Source organism: Dyella marensis (assembly GCF_049532885.1).
In the GTDB taxonomy this organism is placed as follows: domain Bacteria; phylum Pseudomonadota; class Gammaproteobacteria; order Xanthomonadales; family Rhodanobacteraceae; genus Dyella_D; species Dyella_D marensis.
On record NZ_CP064029.1, the window covers coordinates 1,047,169 to 1,064,068 of the forward strand.

At 63.8% G+C, this 16,900-nt stretch carries 8 protein-coding genes and 1 pseudogene; 8 read left to right on the top strand and 1 reads right to left on the bottom strand.

The window, feature by feature from the left end; all coding sequences use genetic code 11:
• The first annotated feature begins 23 nt into the window (after nt 1-23).
• From ISN75_RS04520 to ISN75_RS04555, 8 genes are all read left to right on the top strand, one after another.
• Nucleotides 24-6,332, top strand: a complete 6,309-nt coding sequence (locus ISN75_RS04520) for an Hpt domain-containing protein (protein WP_343819611.1) — start codon at nt 24-26, stop codon at nt 6,330-6,332.
• The gene (locus tag ISN75_RS04525) at nt 6,325-8,094 is read left to right on the top strand and encodes a chemotaxis protein CheB (RefSeq protein ID WP_343819612.1); all 1,770 of its coding nucleotides are present in this window, start codon (nt 6,325-6,327) and stop codon (nt 8,092-8,094) included. The genes ISN75_RS04520 and ISN75_RS04525 overlap by 8 nt, the downstream gene beginning before the upstream one ends.
• The gene (locus tag ISN75_RS04530) at nt 8,091-8,567 is read left to right on the top strand and encodes a chemotaxis protein CheW (RefSeq protein ID WP_343819613.1); all 477 of its coding nucleotides are present in this window, start codon (nt 8,091-8,093) and stop codon (nt 8,565-8,567) included. Before ISN75_RS04525 ends, ISN75_RS04530 begins: the two co-directional genes overlap by 4 nt.
• A 126-nt stretch (nt 8,568-8,693) precedes the next feature.
• Complete coding sequence (locus ISN75_RS04535) at nt 8,694-13,322, top strand: RHS repeat-associated core domain-containing protein (RefSeq protein ID WP_343819614.1); 4,629 nt, start codon at nt 8,694-8,696, stop codon at nt 13,320-13,322.
• 328 nt (nt 13,323-13,650) lie between these two features.
• Nucleotides 13,651-14,169: a hypothetical protein gene (locus ISN75_RS04540; RefSeq protein ID WP_343819615.1), complete on the top strand. Its 519-nt coding sequence runs from the start codon at nt 13,651-13,653 to the stop codon at nt 14,167-14,169.
• A 132-nt stretch (nt 14,170-14,301) separates the two neighbouring features.
• Complete coding sequence (locus ISN75_RS04545; protein WP_343819616.1) at nt 14,302-14,976, top strand: hypothetical protein; 675 nt, start codon at nt 14,302-14,304, stop codon at nt 14,974-14,976.
• Between the two features lie 70 nt (nt 14,977-15,046).
• Nucleotides 15,047-15,457, top strand: a complete 411-nt coding sequence (locus tag ISN75_RS04550) for a DUF4279 domain-containing protein (RefSeq protein WP_343819617.1) — start codon at nt 15,047-15,049, stop codon at nt 15,455-15,457.
• A gap of 301 nt (nt 15,458-15,758) precedes the next feature.
• Complete coding sequence (locus tag ISN75_RS04555; protein WP_343819618.1) at nt 15,759-16,133, top strand: tetratricopeptide repeat protein; 375 nt, start codon at nt 15,759-15,761, stop codon at nt 16,131-16,133.
• Between the two features lie 6 nt (nt 16,134-16,139).
• Here ISN75_RS04555 and ISN75_RS04560 read toward each other — a convergent pair.
• Nucleotides 16,140-16,879, bottom strand: a pseudogene (locus tag ISN75_RS04560) (16S rRNA (uracil(1498)-N(3))-methyltransferase).
• Between the last annotated feature and the right edge of the window lie 21 nt (nt 16,880-16,900).

A 16,900-nucleotide genomic window follows, 5' to 3' on the forward strand; every position in this document is an offset into this window, starting at 1 on the left:
TGCGCGGCCGCTGAGAGGGGCGCATGAGACTTCAAGACCACATCGATTTCACCACCCTGCAGTGGGTCAAGCCCGAGCTTGACGAGACGCTGGCCATCGCCCGTGAGGCGCTGGAGTCCTACGTCGAAAATCCGGGCGACCGCGCCGTCATGCGCTCGTGCGCCGACAGCCTGCACCAGGTGCAGGGCACCCTGCGCATGGTCGAGCTGTACGGCGCCGCGCTGGTGGCCGAGGAAATGGAAAACCTCGCCATCGCCCTGCTCGAAGGCCACGTCACCCAGCGCGAGGAAGCCTATGCCGCGATGATGCGCGGCCTGATGCAGCTGCCGGACTACCTGGAACGCCTTTCGGGCGGCCATCGCGACGTGCCGGTAGTGCTGCTGCCGCTGCTCAACGAGCTGCGCGCCAGCCGCGGGCAGCAGGCGCTGCACGAGTCGGCGCTGTTCGCGCCCAACCTCGAAGCCGCGCTGCCCGACAGCGCGCCGGCCGCGCTCAACCAGGAAGAGGCCGAGCGCATGCACGGCCGCATCGCCGAACTGCGCCTGCGTTTCCAGCAGCAGCTGCTGGCGTGGTTCCGCGGCCAGTCGGCCGAGCAGCAGCTCGGCGCCATGGTGCAGACCCTCGATGCGATCGCCGCGCGCTGCTACAGCGTGCCGGGCCGCCGCCTGTGGTGGATCACCGCCGGCGTGCTGGAAGGCCTGCAGCAGGGCGTGCTGAAGAACCAGGCGGGCGAAGTGCGCCAGCTGATCGGCAAGGTCGATCGCAGCATCCGCCAGCTGATCGAACAGGGCGAAGCGTCCATGCGCGGCGGCGACGCCGACGAGCTGGCGCGCAAGCTGCTCTACGTGGTGGCCCAGTCCAGGCAGCGCAGCGCGCGCATGGACCTGCTGGTGCGCACCTACGGCCTGGACCGCCTGCTGCCCGACGAGGGCGAGCTGGAACACGCCCGCGGCTCCATGTCCGGCCACAACCGCGCCCTGCTGGATTCGGTGGCCAAGGCCATCAAGGAAGACCTGCTGCGCGTGAAGGAGGCGCTGGACCTGTTCCTGCGCCAGGCCAACGCCGATCCCGCCCAGCTCAGCGAACAGACCGGCGTGCTCGAACGCGTCGGCGACACCCTCGGCATGCTCGCCCTGGGCGTGCCGCGCCGCGTGGTGACCGAACAGCGCCGCGTGCTGGAAGACATCGCCAACCGCATGCGCGCCCCGGACGAAGAGCTGCTGCTCGACGTGGCCGGCGCGCTGCTCTACGTGGAAGCCTCGCTCGACGACCACATCGAGAGCCTGGGCGCCGACGAGGAACCCTCGGCCGAAGCGCCGGTGAACATGCTCCCGCGCAGCGAGGCGCGGCACATCCTGTCCACCCTGATGCAGGAAGCCACCGCCAACACCGGCAAGGTGAAGGACGCCATCGTCGCCTTCATCGAATCCGGCTGGCGCCATCAGGAACTGACCGACGTGCCGGGCCTGATGGACGAAGTGTCCGGCGCCATGCGCATGCTCACCGCGCCGCGCCCGGCGGAACTGGCCGAAGGCATCGGCCGCTTCGTAGGCAACGAACTGCTCAGCGACCGCCGCGTGCCCACCAGCGCGCAGATGGACCACCTGGCCGACGCGCTGGCCGCGCTGGAGTACTACCTGGAAGCGGCGCGCGAACACCGCGGCGGCCTGGAACACATCCTGGACGTGGCCGAGCACAGCCTCAGCACGCTCGGCTACTGGCCGCCGCCGCCGGTGCGCACCGTGCTGGCCGACGCCGAGCCGGAAGCCGCCGCGCCCGCGCCGGCAGCGGCGCCCGCCGCGTTCACGCCGGACCTGGGCACCGACCACGAACTCACCGAAACCGTCAGCCTCGCCACCGGCAACGACCTCGGCGGCCTGGTGATCGGCGAAGCTGTCACCCCGATGCCGTCGGCGCACGAGCTGGCCGGCCTGCGCCTGGTCGATACCGAGCACGTGCCCGCGCTCGCCGCGTCCGGCGCCAACGACGACGACGACTGGGTCGAGATCGAAGAAGAAGTGCTGGAGCAGGTGCCCTCCGCCGACGCCATCAATGCCCACGCCGGCTTCCAGGTCAGCGCGGACGGCATCGACGACGAGATCCGCGAGATCTTCCTGGAGGAAATGCAGGAAGAGATCGACAACCTGCGCGACGCCGAGCAGAAGTGGCTGGCCGATCCGGAGCGCCTCGAGGCGCTCACCCCGATCCGCCGCTCCTTCCACACGCTGAAGGGTTCCGGCCGCCTGGTCGGCGCCTCGGCGCTGGGCGAGTACGCGTGGAAGATCGAGAACATGCTCAACCGCGTGCTCGATCAGTCGATTCCCGCCAATGCCAATGTGCAGGCGCTGATCCGCCACGCCATCGAGGCGCTGCCGCAGCTGCGCTCCGCGCTGATGGGCGAGGGCGCGCCGACCGCGCCGTTGGCCGCGATCATGGAAACCGCCGACCGCCTCTCCGGCGGCAGCGAACACGCCAGCATCGAGGACTTCAAGCCCGCCGGCACCGAGACGGTGCGCCGCACCGTGCGCCGCCGCGTGCCGCGTTCGCAGCTCGCCGCCGAGGCGATCCCGCCGGCCACGCTCGCGCACGTCGAGCCGGCGCCGGAACCGGTGGTGCACACGCCGGTGCACGAGACCATCGCCGCGCCGGTGCTGCCGCCGGTCGACCCGGTGCTGCTGGAAATCCTGCGCAGCGAAGTCGCCCAGTACCTGCAGACCATCCGCCACGCGATCAACCGCGTCGACGCCGAACTGCGCGTGGACGACGGCCTGCTGCGCGCCGTGCACACGCTGCATGGCGCCATCGCGATGGTCGACATCCCGCTGCTGACCCAGCTGCTGTCGCCGCTGGAAAGCCTGCTCAAGCGCCTGCGCGCGGCCGGCCATCCGCTCTCCGCCGAGGGCGTGAACCTGCTGGGCAAGAGCGCCGATGCAGTCGACTACATCATGGGCCAGTTCGACGCCGAGCAGCCGCAGCTGCCGGAGCTCGACGCGCTGATCCGCCGCCTGTGCGAGCTGCGCGACGCGCAGCCGGAGCCGCAGGTGGCCCACGTGCTGTTCGAGCCGCTGGCCGACGACCTCGCCGCGGAAGGCGAGGCCGACGAAGGCGCGCTCGCCGCCGCGCTGGACGCCGCCATGCCGGTGCAGCCGGGCGAGACGCACGCGCCGCACGACGCCGCGCCGGCGGCCGAAGCGCCGGTGGACGCATTCACCGCCGAGCTGATGGCCGCGCTGGGCAGCTTCGACGCCGAACTGCCGGTGCACGAAGCCGGCACGACGCACCACGTCGCCGCGCCGGTGGCGGAAGAAGACGATTTCGCCGCGCTCTACGGCGACCTCACCGCCGAGGAGCCGCAGCACGCGGAAGCGGTGGAAGACCCGAACGAGATCGTGGTCGAGAACACGCTGTCCTTCGATGGCCACGCGATCGAACCGATCGGTCTTTCCGGCGCGCATCCGGGCGCCGCCGAACACATCGAACTCTCGCTCGACGCCGTCGAGCCGGCCGAAGCGCACCTGGTCGATGCCCACGCGCTGGTCGGGACGGAGCAGTCGGCCGAAGCCTTCACGCATGCGACGCTGGAACCGGCGCTGGCCGAAGGCGAGATCGAAGAGATCGAAGTCGGCGACGTGATCGAGAGCGAGCTGGCCGATTTCCTCGGCAGTTCCGAGCCGCTGGCGAATCTCGCCGAGCCGGTCGCGGGGCTGGCCGACGAGCCGGCGGCCGCAGCGGCGCACGTCGAAGAGACCTCGCTGGCCGATGCCGGGCCGGTGGTCGAACACGAGCACGTCGAGGCCGTGCACGCCGAGCCCGCTCATGTCGAGCCGGAACATATCGAGGCGGAGCGCATCGAGGCGGCGCACATTGAGGCGGAGCCGTTCAAGGCCGAAGAGATCGAAGAGCCTGCGCCCGAAGCAACCCGCGCGCCGCAGCACGACCTCAGCACCGAATACGCCGGCAGCTGGACCAACGACCAGATCGACCCGGACCTGCTGGAGATCTTCGCCGAGGAGGCGCGCGAGATCCTCGACCACTCCGACAGCGTGCTGGCGCAGTGGCGTGCCGAGCCGGCCGAGCCGGAACACATGGCCAGCCTGCAGCGCGACCTGCACACGCTGAAGGGCGGTGCGCGCATCGCCGGCATGGTGCCGGTGGGCGATCTCACCCACGCCATCGAAACCTTGCTGGAAAGCCCGGCCGGCCACGATCCGGCGCGCCAGGGCGAGCTGATCCGCGCGCTCGAAGCCGGCTTCGACGCCCTGCACGGACTGGTGCAGCGCGTGTCGCAGGGCCGCGGCGTGGAATACCCGCAGGCGATGATCGACCGCTTCCTCGGCCTGGCCGGCGAAGCGAAGCCCTCGGCCGCACACGCCGAACCGGCCGGCCTCGCCGCCGAACCGGCCGATCGCGCCCATCTGCCCGAGCTGCTGCCGGAAGAAGGCCAGTTCGACGAAATGCGCGGTCCGCAGGAACAGATCCGCGTCCGTTCCGAACTGCTCGACACCCTGGTCAACCATGCCGGCGAGGTGGCGATCTACCGTTCGCGCCTGGAACAGCAGGTGGCCGGCTACCGCTTCAACCTGGTCGAGCTGGACCAGACCGTGCAGCGCCTGCGCAGCCAGCTGCGCATGCTGGAAATCGAAACCGAAGCGCAGATCATCGCGCGCTTCCAGCGCGAGCACCGCGAAGCGGGCATGAGCGTGTTCGATCCGCTCGAGCTGGACCGCTACTCGCAGTTGCAGCAGTACTCGCGTGCGCTGGCCGAGTCGGTATCCGACCTTGTCTCCATCCAGAGCATGCTGGACGAACTGACCCGCCAGGCCGAAACGCTGCTGATCCAGCAGTCGCGCGTCAGCTCCGAACTGCAGGACGGCCTGCTGCGCACGCGCATGCTGCCGTTCGACACCATGGTGCCGAACCTGCGCCGCACCCTGCGCCAGGCCGCGCAGGAGCAGGGCAAGAGCGCGCAGCTGTTCGTGGAAGGCGCGCACGGCGAAATGGACCGCACCCTGCTGGACCGCCTGAAGGCGCCGTTCGAGCACATGCTGCGCAACGCCGTAGCGCACGGCATCGAGTCGCCGGAAGAACGCCGCAAGGCGGGCAAGCCGGCCGAAGGCGCGGTGCGCATCCGCGTGGCGCGCGAAGCCACCGAGGTGGTGGTGCGCGTGACCGACGATGGCCGCGGCCTGGACCGCGAGGCCGTGCGCAAGCGCGGCATCGAGCGCGGCCTGCTGCGCGCCGACGCCAAGCCCAGCGACGACCAGCTGCTGGCCCTGATCACCCAGCCGGGCTTCTCCACCGCCAGCAGCGTCACCCAGCTGGCCGGACGCGGCGTGGGCATGGACGTGGTGGCCAACGAGATCAAGCAGCTCGGCGGCTCCATCGCGGTGGAATCGCAGGCCGGCCAGGGCACCACCTTCGTGCTGCGCCTGCCGTTCACCCTGGCGGTGACGCAGGCGATCCTGGTGCGCATCGGCGAATCCAACTTCGCCATCCCGATGACTTCGGTGCAGGGCGTGGCCCGCATCAGTCCGGCCGACCTTACCGAACGCCTGGCCGCGTACGAGCCGAGCTTCCCGTATTCGGGCGAGCAGTACGGCATCCACGACCTGGCGGAACTCCTGGGCATTCCCGCCGGCCATCCGGGCGACGAGCAGCTGCCGCTGCTGCTGACCCGCGCCGGCGACCTGCGCGCGGCGATCCGCATCGACGCCGTGATCGGCTCGCGCGAGATCGTGGTGAAGTCGGTCGGCCCGCAGGTGAGTTCGGTGCCGGGTATCCTCGGCGCCACCATCATGGGCGATGGCTCGGTGCTGATCATTCTCGATCTGCCGCCGCTGGTGCGCCACGGTATCGTGCGCCGCCAGGAGCGCCTGGCCGAAGGCCTCAGCGCCGTCGAAATGCCGGTGGTGGAAGAAGAGCGCGTGCGTCCGCTGGTGATGGTGGTCGACGACTCCATCACCATGCGCAAGGTCACCGGCCGCGTGCTGGAACGCCACGAATACGAAGTGCACACCGCGAAGGACGGCCTCGATGCGCTGGAAAAACTGCACGAGCGCGTGCCCGACCTGATGCTGCTCGACATCGAAATGCCGCGCATGGACGGCTTCGAGCTGGCCGAGCAGATGAAGGCCGACCCGCGCCTGCGCAACGTGCCGATCATCATGATCACCTCGCGTACCGGCGATAAGCATCGCCAGCGCGCGTTCGACATCGGCGTGGACCGCTACCTCGGCAAGCCGTACCAGGAAATCGAGCTGCTGGCGCAGATCAGCGAAGTGCTGGAGCAGCGTGCGCTGCAGGACCAGGCCACGGAGTCCGCCCATGGCTGAAGCCCCGGCAGTCGCTCTGCTGTTCGACGACGCGGAACTCGGGGCGCATCTGCGCGAAGCCTTGCGCGAGCGCGGTGCACGCATCGTGCACGAAGGCGCGCTGGGTACGCTGAGCCGCGAAGTGATCCACGGCACCGGCGCCCAGGTGGTGGTGGTGAACCTCGACGACGAAGCGGCCGACGGCATCGACCGCCTCTACGACGTGATCGACGGCGACCATCCACGCGTGGTGTTCAACGACGCCCAGGCCAGCCGCGGCCTGGACGGCTGGGACCGCGCGCGCTGGGCCCGCCATCTGGCGGTGAAAGTGCTGGCGGACGGCGATATCGATCCGCCGCGTCCGGCCGATGCCCTGGCGGTCGAAACGCCGGTGGTGCAGGAGCCGGTAGCGGTGGCTGCTGTGGCTCCGGTCGCTGCCGTAGCGTTGGCAGAAACGTTTGAAGAACCGGCAGCCGAAGCCGAGCCGGCCACGCTGGCCGAGATCGAGCCGGTGGCCGACCTCACGCTGATCGACGAAGCGCCGGAGATCCTGCTTTCGCCGGTGGTCGGCGAAGCCGCCGACGTTTCCGAATCGCTCGCCGCCGAACTCGAAGCACTGCTCGCCGCCGATACGGACGAGCCGGCCGACGACGACTTCGGCAGCGGCCTGAAGCCCATCGCCGAAGACGCGCCGCCGCTGCACGACGGCATGTTCGGCGCCGACTTCGGCGCGGACTTCCTCGCCGACACGCAAGGCCATGCGCCGCTGCCGCCCGTACACGAGGGCCTCGTCGCCGCGGTGCCGCCGCCGGTGCGCGAAGAACTCACCGCCAGCCTTCCCGACGAGCCGCTGGCTGCGCCGCCGAGCGCGCCGCGTCCGTCGTTCCAGCTCGACCATCTCGCGCTGGCGCCGCTGGACGACAGCTTCATGCCGGCCGACACGCCGATCAAGGTGGAGAAGATGTCCACCGCCGAAGCGTTGCATGCGAGCTGGTCGCTGGTCGACGAGGACGCCCCGCTGGCCGAGGCGCCCGCGCCGGAGTTCGCCATCGAGAAAGTGAGCGCCGCCGACTTCCTCGCGCCCGACGTGGAGCTGGTGGACGAGGCGCCGCTGATCGAACCGGGCATGACGCTGGAGCTGGTCTCCATCGAGGAAGCCATCGCGCCGCGCGAGGAGTACTCGCACGAAGTGCACCTGGGCGAACTCGACAGCGCGCTGGGCCGCGTGCTGCTGCTGGGCGCGACGGTGGACAGCACGGATTCGGTTTGCGCGTTCCTTGCCGCCTTGCCGTCCAGCCTGCGCATGGCCGTGCTGCTGACACAGCATCAGGGCGCCGCTTCGGTCGATATGTTGTCCGAGCGCCTGTCCAAGCATTCCGCACTGCCCGTGCGCATCGCCAGCCACGGCCAGCGCGCCCGCGCCGGCGAAGTGCTGCTGGTGCCTGCCAACCGCCAGGTGCGCTTGCTGCGCGATGGCCGTATCGAATGCGAGGCGGTGGATGTGGCTTCGTTCCAGAACCCGTCCATCGACAGCGCGTTCACCACGGCGGCCAATGTGTTTGGCCGCGATGCCGTGGCCATCGTCTTCGCCGGCCCCGGCACCGATGCGGTAGCGGGCGCGCAGGCCGTGCACGACCGCGGCGGCCGCGTGTGGGTCGAGCGGGCCTCCGGCGACCATTACGCCGACATGGTGCACGGCGTGGAAGCCGAACGCCTGGCAAGTTTCACCGGAACGCCGTTCGAACTGGCGGCACGTTTGATCGAAGAGGAAGTCCAGCGATGAGCGAGCAGCCGTTGCCGCGCGAGATCCGTTGCGTACTGGTGCCGGTAGGCCATCTGCGCCTGTTGCTGCCCAACGCGACCGTGGCCGAAGTGATCACCTTGCCGACGCCGGAGACGGTGGACGGCGCGCCGGAGTGGCTGCTCGGGCGCATTGCCTGGCGCGGCTGGCGCGTACCGCTGGTGTCGTTCACCAAGCTGGCCGGCGCGGAAGAGGGCGACCCGTCGCTGGCGATGCGCGTGGCCGTGCTGAAGGCGCTGGGCGGCAATCCGAAGCTGCCGTTCTTGGCGGTGGTCACGCAGGGTTTTCCGCGACTGACGACGTTGAACGCGGAGCTGATCATTCCGACCCACGATGGGACGGAGTTGCCGCCGGGTGTGAAAGCGCAGGTGCTGGTGCGCGATGACGTGGCGGTGATTCCGGATCTTGAGGGGATTGAGGAGCAGTTGACGGAGATGTTGGAGTTGGCGAGCTAACGTCGCGTCTACTCGCTAGTACTTTCTACCGCCCAAGTTGTCATAAGCCGGGTGGCAATATATGAAAGGTCGACACCTTGGCGGGGTCGGCCTTTTTTCATGGCGGCATCAAAAGGGAGTTGGCGCATGAACAGATGGTTGCTATGCCTGCTATTCATAGTAATGGCGGGAATCGCGATGAAGGCTTCAGCGGATCATGCGCCAATCAATTTTTTTGCTAGCGCAAATTACGACCAAGATGCCACGAAGGTTCGGTATCCGAGTGCCATGTCGGCATTGCAGGCTGGCTGGGGCGTTACCAATGGCTGCTTTCCGGGCTCCAATCATACGTGGTACGGAGTCTTGCTTGGCGCAAAAATAGAGCATGTGGACGGGTATACGGACGGCGCTATATGGACGCCATATAGCGAGGAATTGTGGTGCGGCAGCAATGAGGTACTGAACGGCCCGGGATACAATATCCATTCCGTTATGGAGCAATGGTCGTCGTGTTCCTCTGCTCCAGGTCCGGTAGGTCGTTATGCAGGCGGTCCATGTCAGGCACTCCCTGGCGTGAGTCCAGACAAGAGTCGTGGCGCGCCGACGAGCCCGTGCGTCGTCTGCGGTGATCCGATTAATGTCGCCACAGGCAATGTCTTCGAGGTAAAGACCGAATATGCTGGTGGCGATGCCTTCCCGCTGAGCTTCAGCTGGGTTTATAACAGTTTAGGTTTTAGCGGTATTTCCTCGCCTGCAGAAAACGTGCTGGGCGCGAATCGGACAGCCAACTATCTAAAGTTAGCTCGTGTGTATCGAGTGCCGGATGGCAGCGCGACTTCCGCATACCTCTTGCGAGAGGACGGCAAGACCTACATTGCGGATCTTGTCAACGGCGTGTGGGCCCTCGAGGCTGATGTTGATGGTGTACTGACGTCAACGCAGGATTCGAGCGGAAATTTCACCTCGCTGACCTTTCTCAACGCCAACGGCGAGACGGAAACGTACGATGCCATCGGGCATCTCCAGTCGATTGTTGACCGTAGTGGTCATCTACAGACGCTGAGCTGGAATGGTGCTGGTCAGTTGGCTTCCGTGCAGGACGGCTCTGGACGTGCGCTGTCATTCGCTTATGACGACAACGGGCGCATCAAAACCCTGGTGCAACCCGATGGCGGTACTATCGGCTTCGTGTACGACGCAAATAATAATTTGCAGATCGTCACGTACCCTGACGGAAAGACCATTCAGTACAACTATGGCGAGACCGCCAATACGTCAGGCGCGAGTCTCCCGAATGCACTCACGAGTGTCATTGATGAAGATGGCATCGTTTATTCCAAGACTTTCTATGATCCGCAGGGCCGCGTCATCACTAACTATATGGCCGGTGGCGTCGCGTCCTATGCCGTTGCATACACCACTGTCCAGGTTTCCGAATCAAAATTTGATGTAGCTAGCGCTGTGGTCACCGATCCTCTTGGTGCAACAAAAAGCTTCAACTTCCAGTCGAGTCTGGGGGTAAATCGACCGACACAATCTGTGGCCAGCTGCGCAGGCTGCGTGTCGATGTCGAAGTACTACACCTTCGGGACCAATGGAAGAGTTTCGACGAGCACCGATGGCCAAGGAGCTGTCGCATCGAGCGCTTACGACTCGAATGGCCTTCGCACTCAGCTCGTCGAGGCTCAGGGGCAAGCCAATCAGCGTACGACGAACATTACTTGGGACGCTTCGCTGCGGAAGCCAATGAGCCGCTCCGTGCTGGACAGCAATGGCAATCTGGTGGCCAGGACCAGTTGGTTATACAACGCCGCCGGTCAGCTGCTGGCCAGTTGTAAGGCTGACCCCGGGGTGGCCGGGGCAGTGTCCTATACCTGCGCAACAACTGGCGCGGCCCCTGCCGGAATCAGCCGCTGGACTTATAGCTACTGCACAGCTGTCGATGGCGTGCGATGCCCTGTCGTTGGCTTGTTATTGAGTGCGACCGGACCGCGCACCAACGTCGCCAGCACCGTGCAGTACAGCTACTACATGAGTGCCGATGAGTCGGGCTGCGGTGCGGCCGGCGGCGCCTGCCACCGGGCGGGCGATCTTTATCAGGTCACCAATGCCATTGGGCAAGTCACCACCATGGTGGCCTATGACAAGAACGGCCGCGTCGTCCGTCAGCGCGACGCCAATGGCGTCCTGACCGATTCGATCTATACGCCGCGCGGCTGGCTGTCGACTCGCACCGTCCGCGCGAACGCGGACGGCAGTACCTCGCCGAACGATGCCGTCACGCAGATCGGCTACACGCCTTACGGTGCCGTCGCCTCGATCAAGGACCCGGACGGCGTGCAGGTGACCTACACCTATGACGCCGCCCATCGCCTCACCGACATCACGGACGCCTTGGGCAACCGCATCCACTACACGCTGGATGCCGCCGGCAACAAGACCAAGGAAGAGACCTTCGACGCCAGCAACACCCTGCGCCGCTCGCTGGCCCGCAGCTACAACACGCTGGGCCAATTGACTGGTATCAAGGATGGCCTCAATCGCACGGTCTTCGACGCGAGCTTCAGCGACAGCTACGACGGCAACGGCAATCTCGTGCGTAGCGCCGATGCGCTGGGCATCCAGCGCAAGCAAGGCTACGACGCGCTGAACCGCCTGGTCAGCACGATCGACAACTACAACGGCACCGACACCGCCACGCAGAACACCCAGAGCGTGTTCGCCTATGGCCCGCGCGATGAGCTGCAGGGCGTGAGCGATCCGGATAGCCTGAATACGACGTACGACTACGACGGGCTGGGCAATGCCACCGGTCTGCACAGTCCGGACACCGGTACATCCACCTATGTTTACGACGCGGCGGGTAATCGCATTCAGGCCACGGATGCGAGGGGCGTGGTCAGCCATAGCACCTACGATGCGTTGAACCGCATTACCGGGACCACCTATCCGACCAGCTCGGCCAATGTCAGCTATCGCTATGACGAAGCCGATAGCGTTACCGGTTGCACAGGCTCCTATCCGGCCGGCCGTTTGACCAGCATGGTGGAAACAGCAGTCACCACGGTCTACTGCTATGACCTCCGTGGCAATGTGGTGCAGAAGCGCCAGACCCAAGGCACCAACGTCGATACGGTCAGCTACACCTATACCGCGGCGGATCGCCTCGCTAGTACTCGCACGCCTGATGGAACCCTCATCCAATACGGCCGCGACAGCTTAGGGCGCATCAACGTGGTCACTGCGCAGCTGCCGGGTGCGGGCAGCGCCGGCAACGTGGTAACCAATGTCAGCTACCTGCCGTTCGGTCCAATTGCCAGTTACACATTGGGTAATGGCCAGACGATCACGCGTAGCTATGACGCTAACTACGCCGTAACGGATGTCGTCAGCCCGGCACTGAATCTGCACTTCGCGCGCGATGCGATGGGCAACATCACGGCGCTGGGTAATGCGCCAGGCGCCAATCCGGCGATCGAGACCTATAGCTACGACCCGCTCTATCGTTTGCTGGGACTCAAGGATGCCCAAGGTCAGGCCATCGAGACCTACACCTATAACAAGACGGGCGACCGCCTAAGCAAAGCAAGCAACGGGTTGGCTACCGGTGCTTATGGTTATCAGGCGGGTACGCACTGGCTGACAAGCATCGGCAGCAGCGCTCGCACTTACGACGCCAACGGCAACACCACGGGTAATGGGACGGGTGGTGACACGTTTGGCTACGGCTACAACGACCGCAATCGCATGACGGTGGTGCAGCGTAACGAGCAGACTGTTGCGAGCTTCATCTATAACGCGATGGGGCAGCGAACATATAAAGATGCAAGGGGCACACAGCGATTTGCCTATGACGAGGACAATCAGCTATTGGGTGAGTATGGGGCGGCGAATCGCAGCTATATTTGGTTGAACAGCATGCCAGTCGCTGTGCTCGATAGCAGTGGAGCGGTAGTTTCAATGAGCTATGTACACGCGGACGGGCTTGGTACTCCGCGCGTCGTCACCAATGGCGCGGGAGCAACTATTTGGCAATGGCCTTATCAGGGCAACCCCTTTGGCGAGTTGGCTGCTCCGGGGGCATTGATCTTCAACCTGCGATTGCCAGGGCAGTATTTCGACGTGGAGTCTGGGTTGAGTTACAACATAAACAGGTACTACGACCCTCTCACTGGAAGATATGCGCAGAGTGATCCCGCGGGGCTTCGGGGCGGACTCAATAGCTATGCGTATGTGGGTGGAGATCCCCTTGGTCTTGTTGATCCCCTTGGGCTAACTTCGGTGTGCCGGGCTGTACTAACGACCGCTGGTACTATCTGTGGCGGTCTAGCAGGCTCTGAGGTCGGCGGAGCCTTGGGCGCCGGAGGAGGTGCTCTCGTTGGCAGCGCTGTTGGGCCTGGTGGCACCATTGCGGGTAGTGTGGTGGGGGCAGGGGCAGGTTCAACGACCGGGGGTGTAGCTGGTGCAATCGGTGGCGGCATAGTTGGTAATGCTATCGCCGATAAAATGTGCGACGACAACAAGCCTTGTTCGCCTTGCATGATGGTTGATGGAACCCAAGTAGCCGTCGGCACAATTGGTTACCGCTATGATCAAGTGCCTCCAAGTGAACCTCACTGGCCTTTTACAGGCAGCCACTACCATCTTTTTGTGGCAAAGCAAAATCCCAATAATTGTCAATGTATGTGGCAGCCGCTAAAGCCTAAGAGTGAAAGGGTCATCGAGACCCCGCCACCGGCTGGGGCGATAGAGGCGAAACCGTTCGTATTGCCTTAGGACATCGCATGAAGTACGCAGACGGGAGCATGGTTAGACTCGGTGATCGAGTGAGATTTGAACCTAATCTCACTGGAGTCGTAGTTTGCTCTGTGGATACGAGCGAGTACATGGAAAAGTATCCGAGAGATCAATGGGCTTCATACTTGAAGCATGGAGTTCTCATAGAAACGGTAGAAATTGGGTTAGTTCATCTGGAGGAGAATGATGTAGCTCTTCAGAAAGAAGAATGAAGAGTTAAGAATTAAGAATGCTAGATGCGCTATGGATGGGGGCGGGACAAGTTTCTTGTCGCCTCTGTCGGCCTCTCACCTTTATGGCTGAGTCTATGAGAGCAATCTTGCCATCCTCCTTTATTGGCCTCGTCCTTCTGGCCTGCGGATCCGCGGTTGCTGCTCCATCGAGCGCTGTTGACTGCGCGGATCGCGAATCGCGAGTAAGCATCAAGCCTGTCGCCCGGCAAGAGCTGGACATTGAAGGAGGCAAGTTCTCCTATGGCGTCTTCGTCATATCGAACGGGGCAAGTAAGCCTGTCAGTCTGTATGCGGATGTCAGGGCGGAGAAGTATTGGATGGTCCATCCCAATTCCATCGTGCTGCAGCGGGATGTGGATGGAGAGTGGAAGGACTACGTCGGATCGCTATCCGAGTACGCTAGGCCCAGCAAGACGGTCATCATTCACACCACTGACGAGTGGCAGTTCCTCTATTTACTGGATGAAGTGATCGGCAGCGGTGCGAGCCGAACTCAGTTATTCAGACTAATCCTTGTGGATATTGCCAAGTGCAATATTCCGTCGGAACCGTTCTCCTTGGAGACGCTAGAAAAGTCCGAAGCCTCGCAATAGGTGCGCGCGCCTGTTGCGCACCCTTGGATAGAACTCTTGAAAGTCTTCTACGCGACAAAATTTCTGCTCCTCAATCAGTCGCCAACTACCCGGTCACTCCCTGCTCTTTAATTTTCAGACTGCGCCTATACGGTGCCGACGACGATTGGGCGCTTCGTCACATCTGATAATCATGCCGTCGTAGAACACTACGAGCACGGCCTGGTTGCTGTTACAACCACGGCTATGCAGGCATATGCAGCATGCAAAGTCCTGCGCGCGGAACCGGACGGCCGCTGCTACTTCGAGCGACGCGATCTCTCGCGCCGTAGACCTGACATTTGGAAATTTGAGGGCTTTATGAGGGAATTAATCGGTTTCGAGATAAAGCATGACGACGATGGCTCGTGTCAGTTGTGCATGGAACTTCAATCCGGTCTCTATGCGGGGCGTGGCTCTGCGTATTTCGACCCCAGGTTCCTTCTGGAAAAGGCCAAGGAAATGGCGGTTTATCCTCTGCCGGAGCATGGGGTGGAATTTTTCGGCGGGTATCTGGATGCGAATGATCTGACGAAACTGAGGTGGCGGCACGTCGATCTATCGGTGCGCTCCACGGGATTCCTGGGTGAAATCGGCTTGCGGGCGGCGGTGGCTGAGCCGTCGGATGATGGGAAGACCATTCGCAGCTATACCTTCGTTGAAATAGCCACCGACTACGCGCAGCTGTCCACATTGGCGGAGGGGTTGGTGGCACTGGTCGAAGGGCGGGATGATTCGTTCGCCATGGAGTTCAATACGGGGCGCGGGCGACAGGGAAGGGTGTACTGACTTATCGTTTCGCCCGATATGAGGCCGTGGCCGGCTTGCAAATCCGCACGATCCGCGTGAGTAATTTTCCATGCCGCATACTGCAGATCGCTACACAGTGGAACTTCGCATTTCCGGAATGGAACTGTCGCCTTCTGAGATCACGAAGGCGATGGACATCCAGCCCACGCATGTAAGAAGCAAGGGAGAGCGGCGAGGTGCATCGAGCACATTCGAGAGCGGCGTCTGGTCATATGCGGGCACTCATGCGGATGAATGGTCCTCGCTTGAAGCTGGGCTGGTGAGCTTGATGGAGATTCTTCGTCCGAAGAAGGCGCTTATCGCATCGTATGCGGAGCGCTTCGACGTTTGCTGGTGGTGCGGTCACTTCCAGCAATCGTTTGATGGAGGTCCCACTCTCTCGCCTGCGTTGCTGGGCGATCTCGCGGACTTCGGCGTTGCTGTTGTACTCAGCAACTATCACGTCGGGGCTGAGCGCTAACGGGATCACCAAGTGTTAACACACCCTTGCTACTCTCGCCCCGGCCAACAGCCAAGGAGAAAGACATATGCAAAGGATATCCACCGCCGTCCTGCTGGTTCTCTCCGTCGCCGCCATGCCAGCCTTCGCCCAATCGGATCGCGAAGTCGTCCAAGACATGGTCACACGGCTCCGCCGAGGCGAAGCCAGGTGCCGCTACATAAGGTAAGCGCCACTACCTGTCCAAAGCTTGGGCCGCGGAGCGCCACGATGGCATGCCATGGTCTGTATTGCAGATATCTCGTGCGGTGATAGGAACATCATGTCGAAAGCACGCATTGCCACCTCGCGCGAGAGCGATCCGCGGAAGGTCCTGGAAGCAGCTTGCGATCTTTATGAAAGCGGAGAGCGGCGCCGCTCCATCAAATTATTCAGACAGGCGGCCTCCGATGGAGTGATCGAGGCGCAGGTCAATCTCGCCAATATCTACGATGCTGGAGACGGCGTTAAACGAGATTTCGAAGCTGCGCGCTATTGGTACAAACGCGCCATCGACCAAGGAAGCCCCGAAGCCGCCTACAACCTCGGCATAAGCTATTTGAATCGCGATAACTTCAGATGGGCGCGTTATTGGCTGCTCATCGCCGAGAAGTTGGGTGATGAAGACGCAAAGGAACTTCTCGCTGGACTACCTTGAGCCGCTTCAAATATCCCCATGCAACGCCTGCAACGCCGCCAACGCCGCCAACCCCGCCGTCTCAGTCCGCAAAATCCTCGGCCCCAACCGCAACCCCTGAAACGCCGCCGTACTTAGCGCCCCCCCCATCCCGCTCCCCCCAACCCACCTTCCGGCCCAACCACCAACACCCCACCACTCGCCGGAAAATCCAACGCCCGCGCCTGCACCGTACCTTCTGGCAACAACGCCAGACGCAAGGCCCCATCATCCGCCGGCAGATCCCGCAACCAGGCTTCCAGCGACAACGCCGGCACAATCTCCGGCACCACCGCGCGCCCACTCTGCTCGCATGCGCTCTGCGCCACCGCCCGCCAATGCGCCAGGCGCTTCTCCGCCCGCGCAGCATCGAGCTTCACCTCCGACCGCTCCGTATGCAGCGGCACGATGCGCGCCACGCCCAGTTCCGTGGCCTTCTGCACGATCAGATCCATCTTCTCGCCACGCGCAATGCCCTGGGCCAGCGTCAGCCGCAACGGCGATTCGTTATCCACGCGCTCGCTGGACGCCACGCGAACGCTCACTTCGCGCTTGCCCACCGCAACGATGACGGCCGCATAGTCCTGCCCATCGCCATTGAACAGCACCAGCGCGTCGCCAACCGTCATGCGCAGAACGCGCGCCACGTGTTCGCCAGCCTGGGCGGGCAGGGCGAATTCGGTATCGATGGCGAGGGGCTGGTCGACGTGGATGCGGATGGTGCGCATGGCGGGAAGCTTTCGGGAAAG